This is a genomic window from Pseudomonas alkylphenolica (assembly GCF_016009175.1).
Lineage (GTDB): Bacteria > Pseudomonadota > Gammaproteobacteria > Pseudomonadales > Pseudomonadaceae > Aquipseudomonas > Aquipseudomonas alkylphenolica_B.
In genome coordinates, this window is record NZ_JADUCM010000005.1 from 149,129 (window position 1) to 163,916 (window position 14,788).

The following is a 14,788-nucleotide window of genomic DNA, read 5'->3' on the forward strand; positions in this document are numbered from 1 at the left end:
TGCATTTACATCAATCGCGGATCAGGCGAACGGGTGACGCAGAACGATAGTCTCGTTGCGGTCCGGGCCGGTGGAGATGATGTCGATCGGCGCGCCGATCAGCGCTTCAATGCGCTTGATGTAATCACGAGCGTTAGCTGGCAGCTCTTCCAGGGTCTTGGCACCCACGGTCGATTCACTCCAACCTGGCACTTCTTCGTACACAGGCTGCAGACCCACGTAGCTGTCAGCGTCAGTCGGGGCAACGTCATTACCCTCTGCATCTTTGTAGCCGACGCAGATGTTGATGGTTTCCAGACCGTCGAGCACGTCCAGCTTGGTCAGGCAGATGCCCGAGATGCTGTTCACATCGATAGCACGACGCAGGATAACAGCATCAAACCAGCCGCAACGACGGGCACGGCCGGTAGTAGCACCAAACTCGTGACCCTGTTTGGCCAGGTGTGCGCCTACTTCGTCGAACAGCTCAGTCGGGAATGGACCCGAGCCTACGCGCGTGGTGTAAGCCTTGGTGATGCCCAGGATGTAGTCCAGGAACATAGGACCCACACCCGAACCGGTAGCGACGCCACCAGCGGTGGTGTTCGAACTGGTCACGTAGGGGTAGGTACCGTGGTCGATGTCCAGCAGCGAACCTTGGGCGCCTTCGAACATGATGTCTTTGCCAGCGCGACGCAGGTCATGCAGCTCGGCAGTAACATCCAGCATGAGCGGCTTGAGCAGCTCAGCGTATTCTTTGCACTCAGCCAGGGTTTTGTCGAAATCAATGGCTGGCTCTTTGTAATAACCAACCAGCATGAAGTTGTGGTAATCCACCAGCTCACGCAGCTTGTCTTCAAAGCGCGGCATGTTGAGCAGGTCGCCAACACGCAGGCCACGACGCGCAACCTTGTCTTCGTAGGCCGGGCCGATGCCGCGACCGGTAGTACCGATCTTCAGCTCGCCACGCGCCTTTTCACGGGCCTGGTCCAGTGCAACGTGGAAGGACAGAATCAGCGGGCAGGACGGGCTGATGCGCAGACGCTCACGCACCGGCACACCTTTCTCTTCCAGCTTGGTGATCTCACGCAGCAGCGCGTCCGGTGCAACCACCACGCCGTTGCCGATCAGGCACTGTACGCCTTCGCGCAGCACGCCAGACGGGATCAGGTGCAGCACGGTCTTTTCACCGTCGATCACCAGGGTGTGGCCCGCGTTGTGGCCACCTTGGTAGCGCACTACGGCGGCAGCATGTTCGGTCAGCAGATCAACGATCTTGCCTTTGCCCTCATCACCCCACTGGGTGCCCAGGACTACGACATTCTTACCCATAACACTTGTCCTCATTCGCGCAAACTTGGCGCCGGCTCGTACCGGCGGGGAATCTCAAATGGCCAGCGGCAGTACCTGCCAAAGCCCGTTTTGCTGAATCAATTGCCGATCGCAATCCGCCTCGACGGCGGCAGTCAGAGGCTGCCCAGGCAAGGCCTGAACCACCCGCTGACCGTCACTGCGCAATTGGCAGACCAACTGCCAGAGTGCTGCATCTCCGTTGTCGGGCATCCAGATCCCGCCAGACGGCAACACAACCTCGGCTCGCCCCAGTGTGACCAGGGTCTTCAAATCCGTGGAGAAACCTGTGGCAGGGCGCGCCCGGCCAAAGTCCGCTCCGATGTCGTCGTAACGACCGCCCTGGGCGATCGACTGACCGACGCCCGGGACAAACACGGCAAACACCACACCGGTGTGGTAGTGGTAGCCACGCAGTTCACCCAGATCGAAATACAGCGGCAGCTCCGGGTAACGCGCTGCCAACCGCTCGGCGATCGACATCAGGTCATCCAGCGCCGCCAGCACTGCAGCCGGTGCACGCCCCAGGCGCACACGCGCCTCGGCCAGTACTTCACGGCCACCGCACAGCTCGGTCAGCGAGCGCAGCATGCCGGCCAGGTCGGCAGGCAGATTGGCGGTCAGCTCGATGACTTCGTCGATGGCCTTGCGCTGCAGGGCATCGAACAATTGTTGTTCAACCGCACCAGACAGACCGGCCGCACGGGCCAGACCGCGGTAGATACCGACATGACCGAGGTCCATGTGCACGTCCGGCACCTCGGCCAGTTGCAGCATGGCCAGCATCAGGCTGATGACCTCTACGTCACTGACCGGGCTGGCGTCGCCGTACAGCTCGGCACCGAGCTGGATCGGGCTGCGCGAGGTCGACAGCGCACGCGGCAAGGCGTGCAGCACGCTACCGGCATAGCACAGGCGGCTCGGGCCTTCACGGCGCAGGGTGTGCGCATCGATGCGCGCGACCTGCGGCGTGATGTCGGCGCGAAAGCCCATCAGCCGGCCCGATTGCGGGTCGATGACCTTGAAGGTGCGCAGATCCAGGTCCTGACCGGCACCGGTGAGCAGCGATTCCAGGTACTCGATATGCGGGGTCACGACGAACTCGTAACCCCAGCTCTGGAACAGATCCAACACCTGACGACGCGCGATCTCGATACGCGTCGCCTCAGGTGGCAGTACTTCTTCGATGCCATCTGGCAGCAGCCAGCGGTCTACCGTTGCCATTACGCCATTTCCCCTTTGGTCCGGGCGGCCTGCCCGCGGGCTAGCCTTGAGTGAAGCAGGTACCGGCAAACACTTACGCGCAGCACTGATTCCAGCGCAACCGCCGTGCCGATACCCTCAAATACCTTGGGCTGCTCTGAAGACCGATGCCGGGTTAGGGCCGTTCGATCTCGCAGACGCAAAAAAGCCGGGAATTTCCCGGCTGCCGCATCATACACCCGTTTTCTCGCAGGATCACCCCGCCAGGCGTTTTAGCCGCCCGGCGGGGTGCAACCTGATTACTTCGCCTTGTCCATGAAGCGGAAGAACTCGTTGCTCGGATCGAGCACCAGTACATCGCTCTTGTTGGCGAAGCTCTCGCGGTAGGCCTTGAGGCTACGGTAGAACGCGTAGAAGTCCTGGTCCTGACCATAGGCCTTGGCGTAGATCGACGCCGCCTGGGCATCACCGTCACCGCGAGTCTCTTCAGACTCACGATAGGCTTCTGCGAGCAGAACACGGCGCTGACGGTCGGCGTCGGCGCGAATACCTTCGGCCAACTCGTTACCCTTGGCGCGGTGCTCGCGGGCTTCACGTTCACGCTCGGTGCTCATACGCTCGAACACGCTGCGGTTTACTTCCTTGGGCAGGTCGATGGCCTTGACGCGAACGTCGACCACTTCGATGCCCAGCTCCTTGCTGGCCATGCGGTTCAGCGACGCCGTGATGTCTGCCATCAGCGCATCGCGCTCACCGGAGACCACTTCGTGCAGGGTACGCTTACCAAACTGGTCACGCAGGCCGCTTTCCAGACGACGCGACAGACGTTCGTCGGCAATCTGCTTGAGGCCCGAGGTCGCCGTGTAGAAACGCTCGGCATCCTTGACCCGCCACTTGGCGTAGGCGTCAACCATCACCGCTTTCTTTTCCAGGGTCAGGAAGCGCTGGGTCGGGGCATCCAGGGTCATCAGGCGGGCGTCAAACTTGCGCACCTGGTTGACGTAAGGAACCTTCACATGCAGGCCAGGCTGAACATCGGCCTGAACCACACGACCAAATTGCAGCAGTACCGCACGCTCGGTCTGGGCCACGATGTAGAAGCTGTTCCAGGCCACGATCGCCAGCACGACGCCAACGATCAGGGCGATCAGCGATTTATTGCTCATCAGCGGCTCTCCCTAGAACGCAACTGTGATTGCTGCTGTTGCAGCTCCGCCGCCGCGCGATTGGCCGCGTCGTTGGCCGAGGCCGGGACGCTGACAGGAGCACTGCTGGTACGGCTGCCTTCAACCATCTTGTCCAACGGCAGGTACAGCAGGTTGCTCTGGCCATCCTTGCCGGAAACCAGGACCTTGCTGGTGTTGCTGTAGACTTCCTGCATGGTGTCCAGGTACAGACGTTGACGGGTAACCTCCGGCGCCTTGCGGTACTCGGCAACCAGCTTGGTAAAGCGGTCAGCCTCACCCTTGGCACGCGAGACGACTTCGTCGCGGTAACCGTTGGCGTCCTCGATGATCCGCTGGGCCTGACCGCGGGCTTCAGGTACCACGCCATTGGCGTAGGACTCGGCCTGGTTACGGGCACGCTGCTCGTCTTCACGGGCACGGATCACGTCGTCGAAGGCTTCCTGCACTTCACGCGGGGCTGCCGCGCTCTGTACGTTGACCTGGGTGACGGTGATACCGGTACGGTAGGTATCGAGGAAACGCTGCAGGCGCTCCTTGATATCAACGGCCATTTGCTCACGGCCTTCAGTCAGCACCTTGTCCATCGCGGTGGAACCCACCACATGGCGCAGCGCACTGTCGGTCGCATGCTGCAGGCTGACTTCTGGCTGATCCACGTTCAGCACGAAGTCCTGCAGGTTGCTGATCTTGTACTGCACGGTCAGTGGTACTTCGACGATGTTCTCGTCTTCAGTGAGCATCTGGCCCTGCTTGGTGTAGGCACGCTCACGCGTGACGTTCTCCATGTACTTGCGATCGATCGGCGGGAAGTAGATGTTCAGGCCCGGCCCTACGGTTTCGTAGTATTTACCGAAACGCAGCACGACTGCCTGCTCCTGCTCGTCGACCACATACACGGCGCTGTACAGCCAAATGGCCGCAAGCACGGCGAGACCGACACCGAGCAGGCCGAAACCACCGCCCTTGCTGATGCCGCTGTCACCGCCGCGTTTCTTGCCACTGCCAAACATGCCGTTCAGGCTGTCCTGCAGCTTGCGGAAGGCCTCGTCGAGATCCGGCGGTCCTTTTTTGTCGCCGCCACCGCGGCGCCCGCCCCAAGGATCCTGATTGTTCGAGTTGCCACCCGGCTCATTCCAAGCCATAGCGCTCTCCATCTGATAAAGCAAAGACGCACCCACGGCGCGCCGTCCAATGCTACAGAATGCCTGTCACGGCTGCCCGGCCGCGTCGCCGGGCTTTTATTGCAAAGTGTGTTGCTCAATGAACTCGGCGGGCTTCAAACCTTCACGACTGACCAGGCGATTGAACTCGACCCTGGACACTCGCACAGCCAAAAGACTGCTGCCTTCATCGTCGTGCTCTTCGCCCTGCACCGCACCCAACGCAAAGAATTGCGCGCGCAACCGGGCAAAACGCTGCCCAAGGCGCAAGGTTCCGATAAACAGGTCATCCCCCAGTAGCTCGGCGATTGCCTGCCCCACCAGTTCCAGGCCACGCCCATCACGCGCCGAGACCCAGACCCGCTGCGGCTTGCCATCGGCATCGCGCTGAATCTGCGGCTCGACAGCCTCAAGCAGGTCGAGTTTGTTATAGACCTCAAGGATCGGCAAGCCTTCTGCACCAATCTCCCCCAGCACCGCCATGACCTGCTCGATCTGTTCCATCCGATCGGGCTCGTGTGCATCGATCACATGCAGCAGCAAGTCAGAGTTGCTCGACTCTTCGAGCGTAGCTCGAAAAGCTTCGACCAGCTTGTGCGGCAGGTGACGAATGAAGCCCACGGTGTCTGCCAGCACGATCGGCCCGACGTCGTCGAGCTCAAGGCGGCGCAGGGTCGGGTCGAGGGTGGCGAACAACTGGTCTGCCGCGTAGACCTCGGACTGGGTCAGGGCATTGAACAGGGTGGACTTGCCGGCGTTGGTATAGCCGACCAGGGAAACGGACGGAATATCAGCCCGCTTGCGGCCACGGCGAGCCTGCTCACGCTGGCTGCGGACCTTTTCCAGGCGCGACTTGATCTGACGCAGGCGTACCCGCAACAGGCGCCGGTCGGTTTCCAGCTGGGTTTCACCCGGACCACGCAGGCCGATACCACCTTTTTGCCGCTCAAGGTGCGTCCAGCCGCGCACCAGCCGCGTACTCATGTATTCGAGCTGGGCCAGTTCGACCTGCAGCTTGCCTTCATGGGTTCGCGCCCGTTGGGCGAAGATGTCGAGAATCAAACCGGTGCGGTCAAGCACGCGACACTCGAAAACGCGCTCGAGGTTTCGTTCCTGACTGGGCGTGAGGGTGTGATTGAAAATCACCAAATCTACCTGTTCGGCTTTGACCAGGTCGCGTAATTCTTCGACCTTGCCGCTGCCAATCAGGTATTTGGCGGTGGGTTGATGTCGCGCCACATTGGCGAACGCGACAATATCGGCCCCAGCCGACAGTGCCAGCTCCCGAAACTCCTGCGGATCTTCGCGCGCCTCAGGGTTCTGACCTTCCAAGTGAACAAGGACCGCTCGTTCACCACCACCGTGGCGCTCAAAGAACAAAGCAGACTCCTATCAGGCGTTACCTGGCTCAGCGTCGCCATGCTCGGATTCGGATGCGCTTGGCAGGCGGATCGGACGCACAGGAACAACTGTCGAGATAGCGTGCTTGTAAACCATCTGGCTGACGGTGTTTTTCAGCAGAATCACGAATTGGTCGAAGGATTCGATCGTGCCCTGCAGCTTGATGCCGTTAACCAGATAGATCGAAACCCCAACTTTTTCTTTTCTCAAAGTATTCAAGTAAGGGTCTTGTAGCGAATGCCCTTTTGACATATGCCGCACTCCTGTAAGGATCAATAGTAAAAAAATCAAAAAAACTGATGGCTCAAGCCGCCCCACCCCCAAGGATAGACGGCAATTGCAAGGACTCAGCCCAATATGGAGACCGATCCCAGGTATTTCAAGGTGCGAGACAGATTGTCGCAGTCCAGGCTGTCCAGCCAGTGCAGGTCAGCCCAACTACGCAACCAGGTGAATTGCCGTTTCGCCAATTGGCGAGTGGCAATAATGCCGCGTTCCCGCATTTCAACCGATGTTAACTTGCCATCAAGATGATCCCAGACCTGGCGATAACCAACCGCCCGTATAGACGGCAGTCCCGCGTGCAAGTCACTTCTGGCTCGCAGCAATCGGACCTCGTCAACGAAGCCCTGTTCCAACATTTGCCCAAATCGTAGCGCAATCCGCTCGTGCAACAGCTGACGATCGTTCGGCGCAATGGCCAGGCTGGCGACAGTATAGGGCAAATGGCCCGCGCCCGAGGGGCCTGCCGCGCTACTTTCCGCGGATTGACGCAGACGGTGCGCTGTCATAGTCATGCCGCTGACGCGGTAGACTTCCAGCGCACGGATCAGCCGCTGGGGGTCATTGGGGTGAATTCTCGCCGCCGATTCCGGATCAACCGCCGCCAATTGCTGGTGCAACCCTTGCAATCCCAGGCGGGTGACCTCTTCTTCGAGCTCGGCACGCACCTGCGGGTCGGCCGCCGGCATGTCGGCCAGGCCCTCGAGCAACGCCTTGTAATACAACATGGTGCCGCCAACCAGCAGCGGAATCTTGCCGCGCGCGGTGATCTCGGCCATCGCCTGCAATGCATCACGACGAAAATCGGCCGCCGAGTAGCTTTCGGCAGGATCGAGGATGTCGATCAGGCGGTGCGGGTGTGCTGCCAGTATCTCTTTGGAGGGCTTGGCAGTGCCGATGTCCATGCCCCGATAAACCAGCGCCGAATCGACGCTGATCAGCTCGCAGGGCAGCACTTTGGTCAGTTCTATGGCCAGGTCGGTCTTGCCCGCCGCGGTCGGGCCCATGAGAAATATCGCGGGTGGTTTGCCACTCATTTTATCGACCGCGCAGGAACAGTTTGTCCAGATCGTCCAGACCCAGTTGGGTCCAGGTCGGTCGGCCATGGTTGCATTGACCGCTGCGCTCGGTATTTTCCATATCGCGCAGCAGGCCGTTCATTTCTGCCACCGCCAGGCGCCGGTTGGCACGGATCGCGCCATGGCAGGCCATGGTGCCGAGCAGTTCGTTCAAGTGCGCCTGGATGCGGTCACTGGTGCCGTATTCCATGAGGTCGGCCAGCACGTCCTGAACCAGGCGGTTGGCCTCGGCCTGCTTGAGCAGTGCCGGAATCTGCCGGATCGCCAGGCTTTCCGGCCCCAGGCGCTGAAGCTCAAAGCCCAGGCGCTGGAACCATTCGGCGTGCTCTTCGGCGCAATCGGCTTCACGCTGGCTCAGCGCCAGGGACTCAGGCACCAGCAGCGGCTGGCCGCTGAGCCCTTCACTGGCCATGGCGACTTTCAAGCGCTCGTACATGATGCGCTCATGGGCGGCGTGCATGTCCACCAGCACCAGACCCACGGCATTCTCGGCAAGGATATAAATGCCCTTGAGTTGCGCCAGGGCATAGCCCAGCGGCGGGATATCGCCCTGGGACTCGGGCAGCGTCGTCGGCGCAGCGTCGTTCAGCGGCGCAAAGAACTCACGGTAAACACTCTGGGCCTCGGCCGCAGGCACAGCCTGAGCCGGGCGCGGGGTGTACTGGTACTGGAATCCACCGCCAGCACCGCTACCGCTGCTGGCACCGGCGGGACGCATGCCGGGCTCGGCCATCGGCTGCTCAAGCAGGTTGGCTGCCAGGCGCATTTCGCCTTGAGGGCCAAACTCGCCTGCCTGGATGCCGCTGGGCCGGATGATCTCGCTGGTCGCAGCAGGAGCAGCCAGCTGATCTTCCGGGCGCACGTCGGCCAGGGCCCGGTGCAGCGTGCCATACAAAAAGTCGTGAACCATGCGGCCATCACGAAAACGTACTTCATGCTTGGTCGGATGCACGTTGACGTCGACACCCGTGGGATCGACCTCAAAGAACAGCACGAACGTCGGGTGCCGGCCATTGAACAGCACATCGCGATACGCCTGGCGCACCGCGTGGGCCACCAGCTTGTCGCGCACCGCACGACCGTTGACGAAGAAATACTGCAAGTCGGCCTGGCTGCGCGAGAACGTCGGCAAGCCGACCCACCCCCACAGGTGCAGGCCATTGCGTTCGATTTCAATCGGCAACGCCTGCTCAAGAAAGCCTGACCCGCAGATCGCTGCCACACGCCGGGCTCGCGCCGTATCGTCGTGGGCTTCGTGCAGGCTGAGAATGCTCTTGCCGTTGTGGCGCAGGTGAAAACCGACATCGAAGCGTGCCAGCGCCAGGCGCCGGATCACTTCCTGCAGGTGATCGAATTCGGTTTTTTCGGTCTTGAGGAACTTGCGACGTGCCGGCGTGTTGAAAAACAGGTCGCGCACTTCCACCGAGGTACCCACCGGGTGTGCCGCAGGCTGAACCCGCGGGGCCATGTCGCGGCCTTCGGTTTCCACTTGCCAGGCCTGCTCGGCATCACGCGTGCGCGAGGTCAGGGTCAACCGGGCAACAGAGCTGATCGAGGCCAGCGCTTCCCCGCGAAAGCCCAGGCTCATCACCCGTTCCAGGTCTTCGAGGTCGCGGATCTTGCTGGTAGCGTGGCGGGCCAGGGCCAAAGGCAGGTCGTCGGCGGCAATACCGCTGCCGTCATCACGCACCCGCAACAGCTTGACGCCACCCTGCTCGACTTCCACATCGATGCGCCGCGCACCGGAGTCCAGGCTGTTTTCCAGCAACTCCTTGATCACCGACGCCGGGCGCTCGACCACCTCGCCTGCGGCGATCTGGTTCGCCAGCCGCGGGCTGAGCAGTTCGATCCGTGCACTGTCGGTCATTGCTGGGACGCCAGGGCAGTGGTGGGAATGTTAAGGCTTTGCCCGACCTTCAGCTCATCGGTCTTGAGGCTGTTGGCACTGCGCAGGCTGGCCACGCTGACCTGGTAGCGCACGGCGATCATGGCCAGGGTTTCACCCGGGCGAACGCTGTGTTCCCGCGGTCCCTGGGCGATCTTTCCACTATCCCGCAGGAACGCGATGTAGGTACCGGGTGGCGGATTCTGCTGGAAGAACTGACGTACACCGCTATGGATCGAGCGGGCCAGCGACTGCTGATGGCTCGGCGTGGCCAGCTTGGCCGCCTCGTTGGCGTTGGAAATAAACCCGGTTTCGACGAGGATCGACGGGATGTCCGGCGACTTGAGCACCATGAAGCCGGCCTGCTCGACGCGACGCTTGTGCAGCGGCGTAACCCGGCCCATGTTGCCCAGCACTTTCTGCCCGACGTTCAGGCTCGAACTCAACGATGCGGTCATCGACAGGTCGAGCAGCACACCGGCAAGCATGCGGTCCTTGTCATCGAGGCTGACGTTACCGGCCCCACCGATCAGGTCGGAGCGGTTTTCACTGTCTGCCAGCCAGCGGGCAGTTTCCGAGGTCGCGCCGCGATCGGACAAGGCAAACACCGACGCACCGAATGCCGCTTTGGACGGTGCGGCGTCGGCGTGAATCGAGATAAACAGGTCGGCGCCCTTCTTGCGGGCGATTTCAGTGCGTTTGCGCAACGGAATGAAGTAGTCACCGGTACGCGTCAGTTCGGCACGAAAGCCCTTCTCGCTGTTGATCTGGCGCTGCAGCTCTTTGGCGATCGACAGTACGATATCTTTTTCATGCTGCCCTTTGGAACCCGATGCACCCGGGTCTTCACCACCATGACCGGCGTCGATGGCGATCACGATGTCGCGCTTGCCGTTCGGCACCGGGGTCAACTTGATTGCCGGCTGCGCAGGCGTCACCGGCACGGCTGGCGTGGTAGCGACCGGCGGTGTTGGCGGCGGGGCGACGGCATCGGACGCCTGGTCATAGAGGTCGACCACCAGGCGATTGCCGTATTGGGCGTTCGGCGCCAGGGTAAAGCTCTTGGGCGTGACGGACTTGCTCAGGTCGACGACGACACGCAGGTCGGTCGGCGTGCGCTGGGCCGAGCGTACACTGGTAATGGGGGTATTGGCGGTCGACACCGACAACGGCGCAGCCAGGGTTGCACCATTGATATCGATAACCAGGCGATCCGGGGCGGTCAGGGTAAACACGCTGTGCTGCACGGGCCCGGAAAGGTCGAACACCAGCCGTGTGTTATCCGGTGCTCGCCACAAACGCACACTCTTGACTTGCGTGACGGCCAGAGCGTCAACAGTTACCGCCGTAAGCAGCAATCCTACGACTGCAACCAGTGCGCGAAAGCGCATACCTATCCCCATTTTCTATTTGAATTCCAAGGCCAGAGCGGCACACCAGGCTTCGCCACGTGCCCCCTGCGGCGACAGGTTGAGCGAACGACCGCCCGCCTGGGGGCTTATGGTAATGGTCAGGTCGGGCTTTGGCAAAACACCCGCCCCCTTTTGGGGCCATTCGAACAAACACAGGGCGTCATCTTCGAAGTAGTCGCGGATGCCGAGGAACTCCAGCTCTTCCGGATCAACGAGGCGATAAAGGTCAAAGTGAAAGGCGCGGATGTCACCGATCTCGTAGGGCTCTACCACGGTAAATGTAGGACTCTTAACCGCACCAACATGCCCCAGGCCACGAATTATGCCGCGCGACAAGGTGGTTTTGCCTGCGCCCAGGTCGCCTTCAAGAAATATCACGCCGTGACCTTTGGTCACCTCGGCGATACGGTTGCCGAAACGGACCATGGCCTCTTCGTCGGCCAAAAACAGGGTTACACCTGACACGCTGAATGCTCCTCCAATAATTGACGAATCACCGGGACCAGGTCGCTGGCCGCCAGTCCCCGACCCTCGAGCCCCAGCCGCTCGCCGGCGCAGGCATGCAGCCACACCCCCAGGCAGGCGGCATCCCAGTTCGACATGCCTTGGGCCAGCAGTGCCCCGAGCACCCCACTGAGCACATCGCCCAGACCGGCACCAGCCATCGCCGGATGCCCACGCGTGCAGCGCGCCAGCTGCCCCGACGGGTCGGCCACCAGGGTTCCGGCGCCCTTGAGCACACATACGACCGCGTATTTGCGTGCCAGTTTGCGCGCAGCACCAGGGCGATCGGCCTGCACGGCTTCGGTGGAAATCCCCAGCAGCCGGGCAGCCTCGCCGGGGTGTGGGGTCAGAATACTGGTTGCCGGCAGTGCCAGCGGCTCACGCGCCAGCAGGTTCAACGCGTCGGCGTCCCATACCTGCGGCACCTTGGCACTGGCCACCGCCGATAGCAGGCTGCGCCCCCAGGCGGCCTGGCCCAGGCCCGGACCGACCACGATCACCGAGGCACGCTCGATCGGTGTCATCAACTGATTGGCCGAGTGCACGCCCAGGGTCATGACTTCCGGCAAGCGTGCAAGGCTAGCCGGAACATGCTCACTGCGGGTGGCCAACGACACCAGACCGGCGCCACAACGCAACGCCGCCTGCGCACTGAGCAGCACTGCGCCGCCAGTACCGTGGTCGCCACCGATCACCAGCACATGACCGAAATCACCTTTCTGGGCGGAAAATGCGCGGGGTGCCAGCGTTGCCAGGTTGATACTGGAGAGCGTAATCGCCGGGTTTAGCGGGTGTTTGGTCTGCGGCATGGGTCAAAGGCTCCGATGTCTGGCAGAATTATACGCACCTGAGTCTGTGTTGCCTTAATTCCCATGCCTGCCATTCCCGATCTTCCCGCACTGGCCCATTCCATCAAGGCGTGGGGCAATGAACTCGGCTTTGCCCATGTCGGCATCGCCGGTGTGGATCTGGCCGAGCATGAACAGCACCTCGAGCGCTGGCTGCAAGCCGGCTATCACGGTGAAATGGACTACATGGGGGCGCATGGCAGTAAACGTTCGCACCCCGACCAGCTGGTACCCGGCACCTTGCGTGTGGTGTCGCTGCGCATGGACTACCTGCCGGGCGACACGCGCATGGCCCAGCAACTGGCCCAGCCGGAAAAAGCCTATATCTCGCGCTATGCGCTGGGTCGTGACTATCACAAGCTGGTGCGCAAGCGCGTCCAGCACCTGGCCGAGCGCATCCAGAAAGAAATCGGTCCGTTTGGCTTTCGCGCCTTCGTCGACAGCGCACCGGTGCTTGAAAAAGCCATCGCCGAACAGGCAGGACTCGGCTGGATCGGCAAGAACACCCTGCTGCTCAACCGCAAAGCTGGCAGCTACTTCTTTCTAGCCGAGTTGTTCGTTGACCTGCCGCTGCCGGTCGACCCTCCCCAGGTCAGCGAGCATTGCGGTCGTTGCAGCGCCTGCCTGGACATTTGCCCGACCCAGGCCTTTGTCGGTCCTTATGTGCTCGACGCCCGGCGCTGCATTTCGTACCTGACGATCGAGCTTAAAAGCGCGATTCCCGAAGAACTGCGCGCCCTGATCGGCAACCGGGTGTTCGGCTGCGACGATTGCCAGATCGTCTGCCCGTGGAACCGGTTCGCCAAACCCACGGCCGAAAATGACTTCAAACCTCGCCATGCGCTGGACAGCGCGGGCCTGGCGGAGCTGTTCATGTGGGACGAGAAGACCTTTCTCGACCGTACCGAAGGCTCACCGCTGCGCCGTGCGGGGTATGAACGCTGGCTACGCAACCTGGCGGTCGGCCTGGGCAATGCGCCTTCGACCATCCCGGTGCTCGAGGCCCTCAAAGCGCGCGTGGACTATCCGTCGGAGCTGGTACGCGAGCACGTGGAATGGGCGCTGAAGCAGCATGCCCTGCGCAGTGGCCGCTGATTCTCGGCGCGCCCATCGCTGGCTAGCCAGTTCCTGCAACAAAGGTGCAACAGCCGGCCAGCAGTGGTGCTCAATCAATGCTCATCGTTGTAATGGAACTTCGGCATTTCCCAGTGAAACCGAATGGCCAGCAAACGCAGCAGAAAACCACCAAACAAGGTCAGCAGGATGGCCTGTTCACCCGGTACCTTGAAGTACACACACCCCAGATAGAACCAGGCGGCCGCAAAGGAAACGCTGGCATACAGCTCGCGACGGAAGATCAGCGGAATATCGTTACAGAAAATGTCCCGCAAGATGCCGCCAAACACACCGGTGATCACCCCGCTGATAGAGGCCACCAGCATACCCTGACCCATTTCCAGCGCGGTCATGCAGCCAATCAGGGTAAAGGCGACGAGACCCAATGCATCGAGCACCAGAAACAGTGAGCGCAGGTGGCGCATCAAGGGTGCAATGAAGATGGTCATCAGCGCGGCAAAGCTGGTCAACACCAGGTATTCCGGGTGTTTGACCCAGGTCAGCGGGTAGTGGCCTAGCAGCACGTCACGCACCGACCCGCCCCCCAGCGCGGTGATGCAGGCAATCAGCACCACGCCAAACCAGTCCATGCCGCGCCGGCCAGCCGACAGCGCGCCCGTCATGGCTTCAGCAGTGATTGCAATCAGGTAGAGCATCAACAACATGGCGCAGATCCGTGCAAAAGGGCGCGCAGTCTACCCAGTTGCCAAAGGCACCAAAAGGGGGCGCCGCACGGCGTGTTGCGCTTACCGTGCGGTGACGTCATCAGAACTTGATGAAATGCTCGCGGTAGTGACGCAACTCGTTGATCGATTCACGAATGTCGTCCAGCGCCAGGTGGGTACCGCCTTTCTTGAAACTGTCACGCACTTCAGGTGCCCAGCGTGCCGCCAGCTCTTTCAGGGTCGAGACATCCAGGTTGCGGTAGTGGAAGTAGTTTTCCAGGCCACGCATGTGACGGTAGAGGAACCGGCGATCCTGGCAGATGCTGTTGCCACAGATCGGCGACTTACCTTTGGGTACCCATTGCTCAAGGAAGGCGATGGTCTGGGCCTCGGCTTCAGCCATGCTGACCGTGCTGTCCTTGACCCGCTGGGTCAGGCCGGAGGCTCCGTGGGTGCGGGTATTCCACTCATCCATGCGCGCCAGCACCTCGTCACTGTGGTGGATAGCGATCACCGGGCCTTCGGCCAGGGTATTGAGGTCGCTGTCGGTGACAATGGTGGCCATTTCGATGATGACGTCGTGATCCGGATCCAGACCGGTCATTTCCAGGTCGATCCAGATCAGGTTTTGTGGGTTCTGCATGATTCTGCTCCTCGGTAGGTGCGCAGTTTAGCCTAGTGGAGCGTGCTAAACTCCTCGCCGTTTAATAATGCTTG

General features: G+C 61.4%; 14 protein-coding genes. 1 reads left to right on the plus strand and 13 read right to left on the minus strand.

Annotation, left to right across the window (positions count from 1 at the left end):
- Nucleotides 1-21: 21 nt before the first annotated feature.
- The 11 genes from I5S59_RS07645 to I5S59_RS07695 form a co-directional block, all read right to left on the minus strand.
- Nucleotides 22-1,311 (minus strand): adenylosuccinate synthase, encoded by a 1,290-nt coding sequence (locus I5S59_RS07645; RefSeq protein ID WP_128321545.1) that lies wholly within the window; start codon nucleotides 1,309-1,311, stop codon nucleotides 22-24.
- A 54-nt stretch (nucleotides 1,312-1,365) separates the two neighbouring features.
- On the minus strand, nucleotides 1,366-2,553 hold the full coding sequence (locus I5S59_RS07650) for an ATP phosphoribosyltransferase regulatory subunit (protein ID WP_197876095.1): 1,188 nt from the start codon (nucleotides 2,551-2,553) through the stop codon (nucleotides 1,366-1,368).
- Between the two features lie 278 nt (nucleotides 2,554-2,831).
- Nucleotides 2,832-3,698 carry a protease modulator HflC gene (gene hflC, locus I5S59_RS07655; protein WP_128321547.1) on the minus strand — a complete coding sequence of 289 codons (867 nt, stop codon included), beginning with the start codon at nucleotides 3,696-3,698 and terminating at the stop codon, nucleotides 2,832-2,834.
- Nucleotides 3,698-4,861, minus strand: coding sequence for an FtsH protease activity modulator HflK (gene hflK / locus I5S59_RS07660; RefSeq protein WP_128321548.1), 1,164 nt, complete (start codon nucleotides 4,859-4,861; stop codon nucleotides 3,698-3,700). The genes hflC and hflK overlap by 1 nt, the downstream gene beginning before the upstream one ends.
- A gap of 96 nt (nucleotides 4,862-4,957) precedes the next feature.
- Entirely contained in the window at nucleotides 4,958-6,259 is a 1,302-nt protein-coding gene (hflX, locus tag I5S59_RS07665; RefSeq protein WP_128321549.1) for a ribosome rescue GTPase HflX, read from the minus strand.
- A gap of 12 nt (nucleotides 6,260-6,271) precedes the next feature.
- Nucleotides 6,272-6,532: an RNA chaperone Hfq gene (hfq, locus tag I5S59_RS07670; protein ID WP_028945676.1), complete on the minus strand. Its 261-nt coding sequence runs from the start codon at nucleotides 6,530-6,532 to the stop codon at nucleotides 6,272-6,274.
- A gap of 95 nt (nucleotides 6,533-6,627) precedes the next feature.
- Nucleotides 6,628-7,599 (minus strand): tRNA (adenosine(37)-N6)-dimethylallyltransferase MiaA, encoded by a 972-nt coding sequence (gene miaA / locus I5S59_RS07675; RefSeq protein ID WP_197876096.1) that lies wholly within the window; start codon nucleotides 7,597-7,599, stop codon nucleotides 6,628-6,630.
- A 1-nt stretch (nucleotide 7,600) separates the two neighbouring features.
- Nucleotides 7,601-9,508: a DNA mismatch repair endonuclease MutL gene (gene mutL / locus I5S59_RS07680; RefSeq protein ID WP_197876097.1), complete on the minus strand. Its 1,908-nt coding sequence runs from the start codon at nucleotides 9,506-9,508 to the stop codon at nucleotides 7,601-7,603.
- Nucleotides 9,505-10,929, minus strand: coding sequence for an N-acetylmuramoyl-L-alanine amidase (locus I5S59_RS07685; protein ID WP_197876098.1), 1,425 nt, complete (start codon nucleotides 10,927-10,929; stop codon nucleotides 9,505-9,507). Before I5S59_RS07685 ends, mutL begins: the two co-directional genes overlap by 4 nt.
- 3 nt (nucleotides 10,930-10,932) lie before the next feature.
- The gene (gene tsaE, locus I5S59_RS07690) at nucleotides 10,933-11,403 is read right to left on the minus strand and encodes a tRNA (adenosine(37)-N6)-threonylcarbamoyltransferase complex ATPase subunit type 1 TsaE (RefSeq protein WP_197876099.1); all 471 of its coding nucleotides are present in this window, start codon (nucleotides 11,401-11,403) and stop codon (nucleotides 10,933-10,935) included.
- Nucleotides 11,391-12,251, minus strand: coding sequence for an NAD(P)H-hydrate dehydratase (locus tag I5S59_RS07695; protein WP_197876100.1), 861 nt, complete (start codon nucleotides 12,249-12,251; stop codon nucleotides 11,391-11,393). The genes tsaE and I5S59_RS07695 overlap by 13 nt, the downstream gene beginning before the upstream one ends.
- A 63-nt stretch (nucleotides 12,252-12,314) precedes the next feature.
- Here I5S59_RS07695 and queG point away from each other — a divergent pair, with 63 nt between their 5' ends.
- Nucleotides 12,315-13,385 (plus strand): tRNA epoxyqueuosine(34) reductase QueG, encoded by a 1,071-nt coding sequence (gene queG, locus I5S59_RS07700; protein WP_197876101.1) that lies wholly within the window; start codon nucleotides 12,315-12,317, stop codon nucleotides 13,383-13,385.
- Between the two features lie 74 nt (nucleotides 13,386-13,459).
- On the opposite strand, the gene I5S59_RS07705 is transcribed toward queG, so the two are convergent.
- A complete protein-coding gene (locus tag I5S59_RS07705; protein WP_028945669.1) occupies nucleotides 13,460-14,071 on the minus strand; it encodes a trimeric intracellular cation channel family protein in 612 nt (203 codons plus the stop codon).
- A gap of 100 nt (nucleotides 14,072-14,171) precedes the next feature.
- Nucleotides 14,172-14,714: an oligoribonuclease gene (gene orn / locus I5S59_RS07710; protein WP_197876102.1), complete on the minus strand. Its 543-nt coding sequence runs from the start codon at nucleotides 14,712-14,714 to the stop codon at nucleotides 14,172-14,174.
- Nucleotides 14,715-14,788 lie beyond the last annotated feature (74 nt).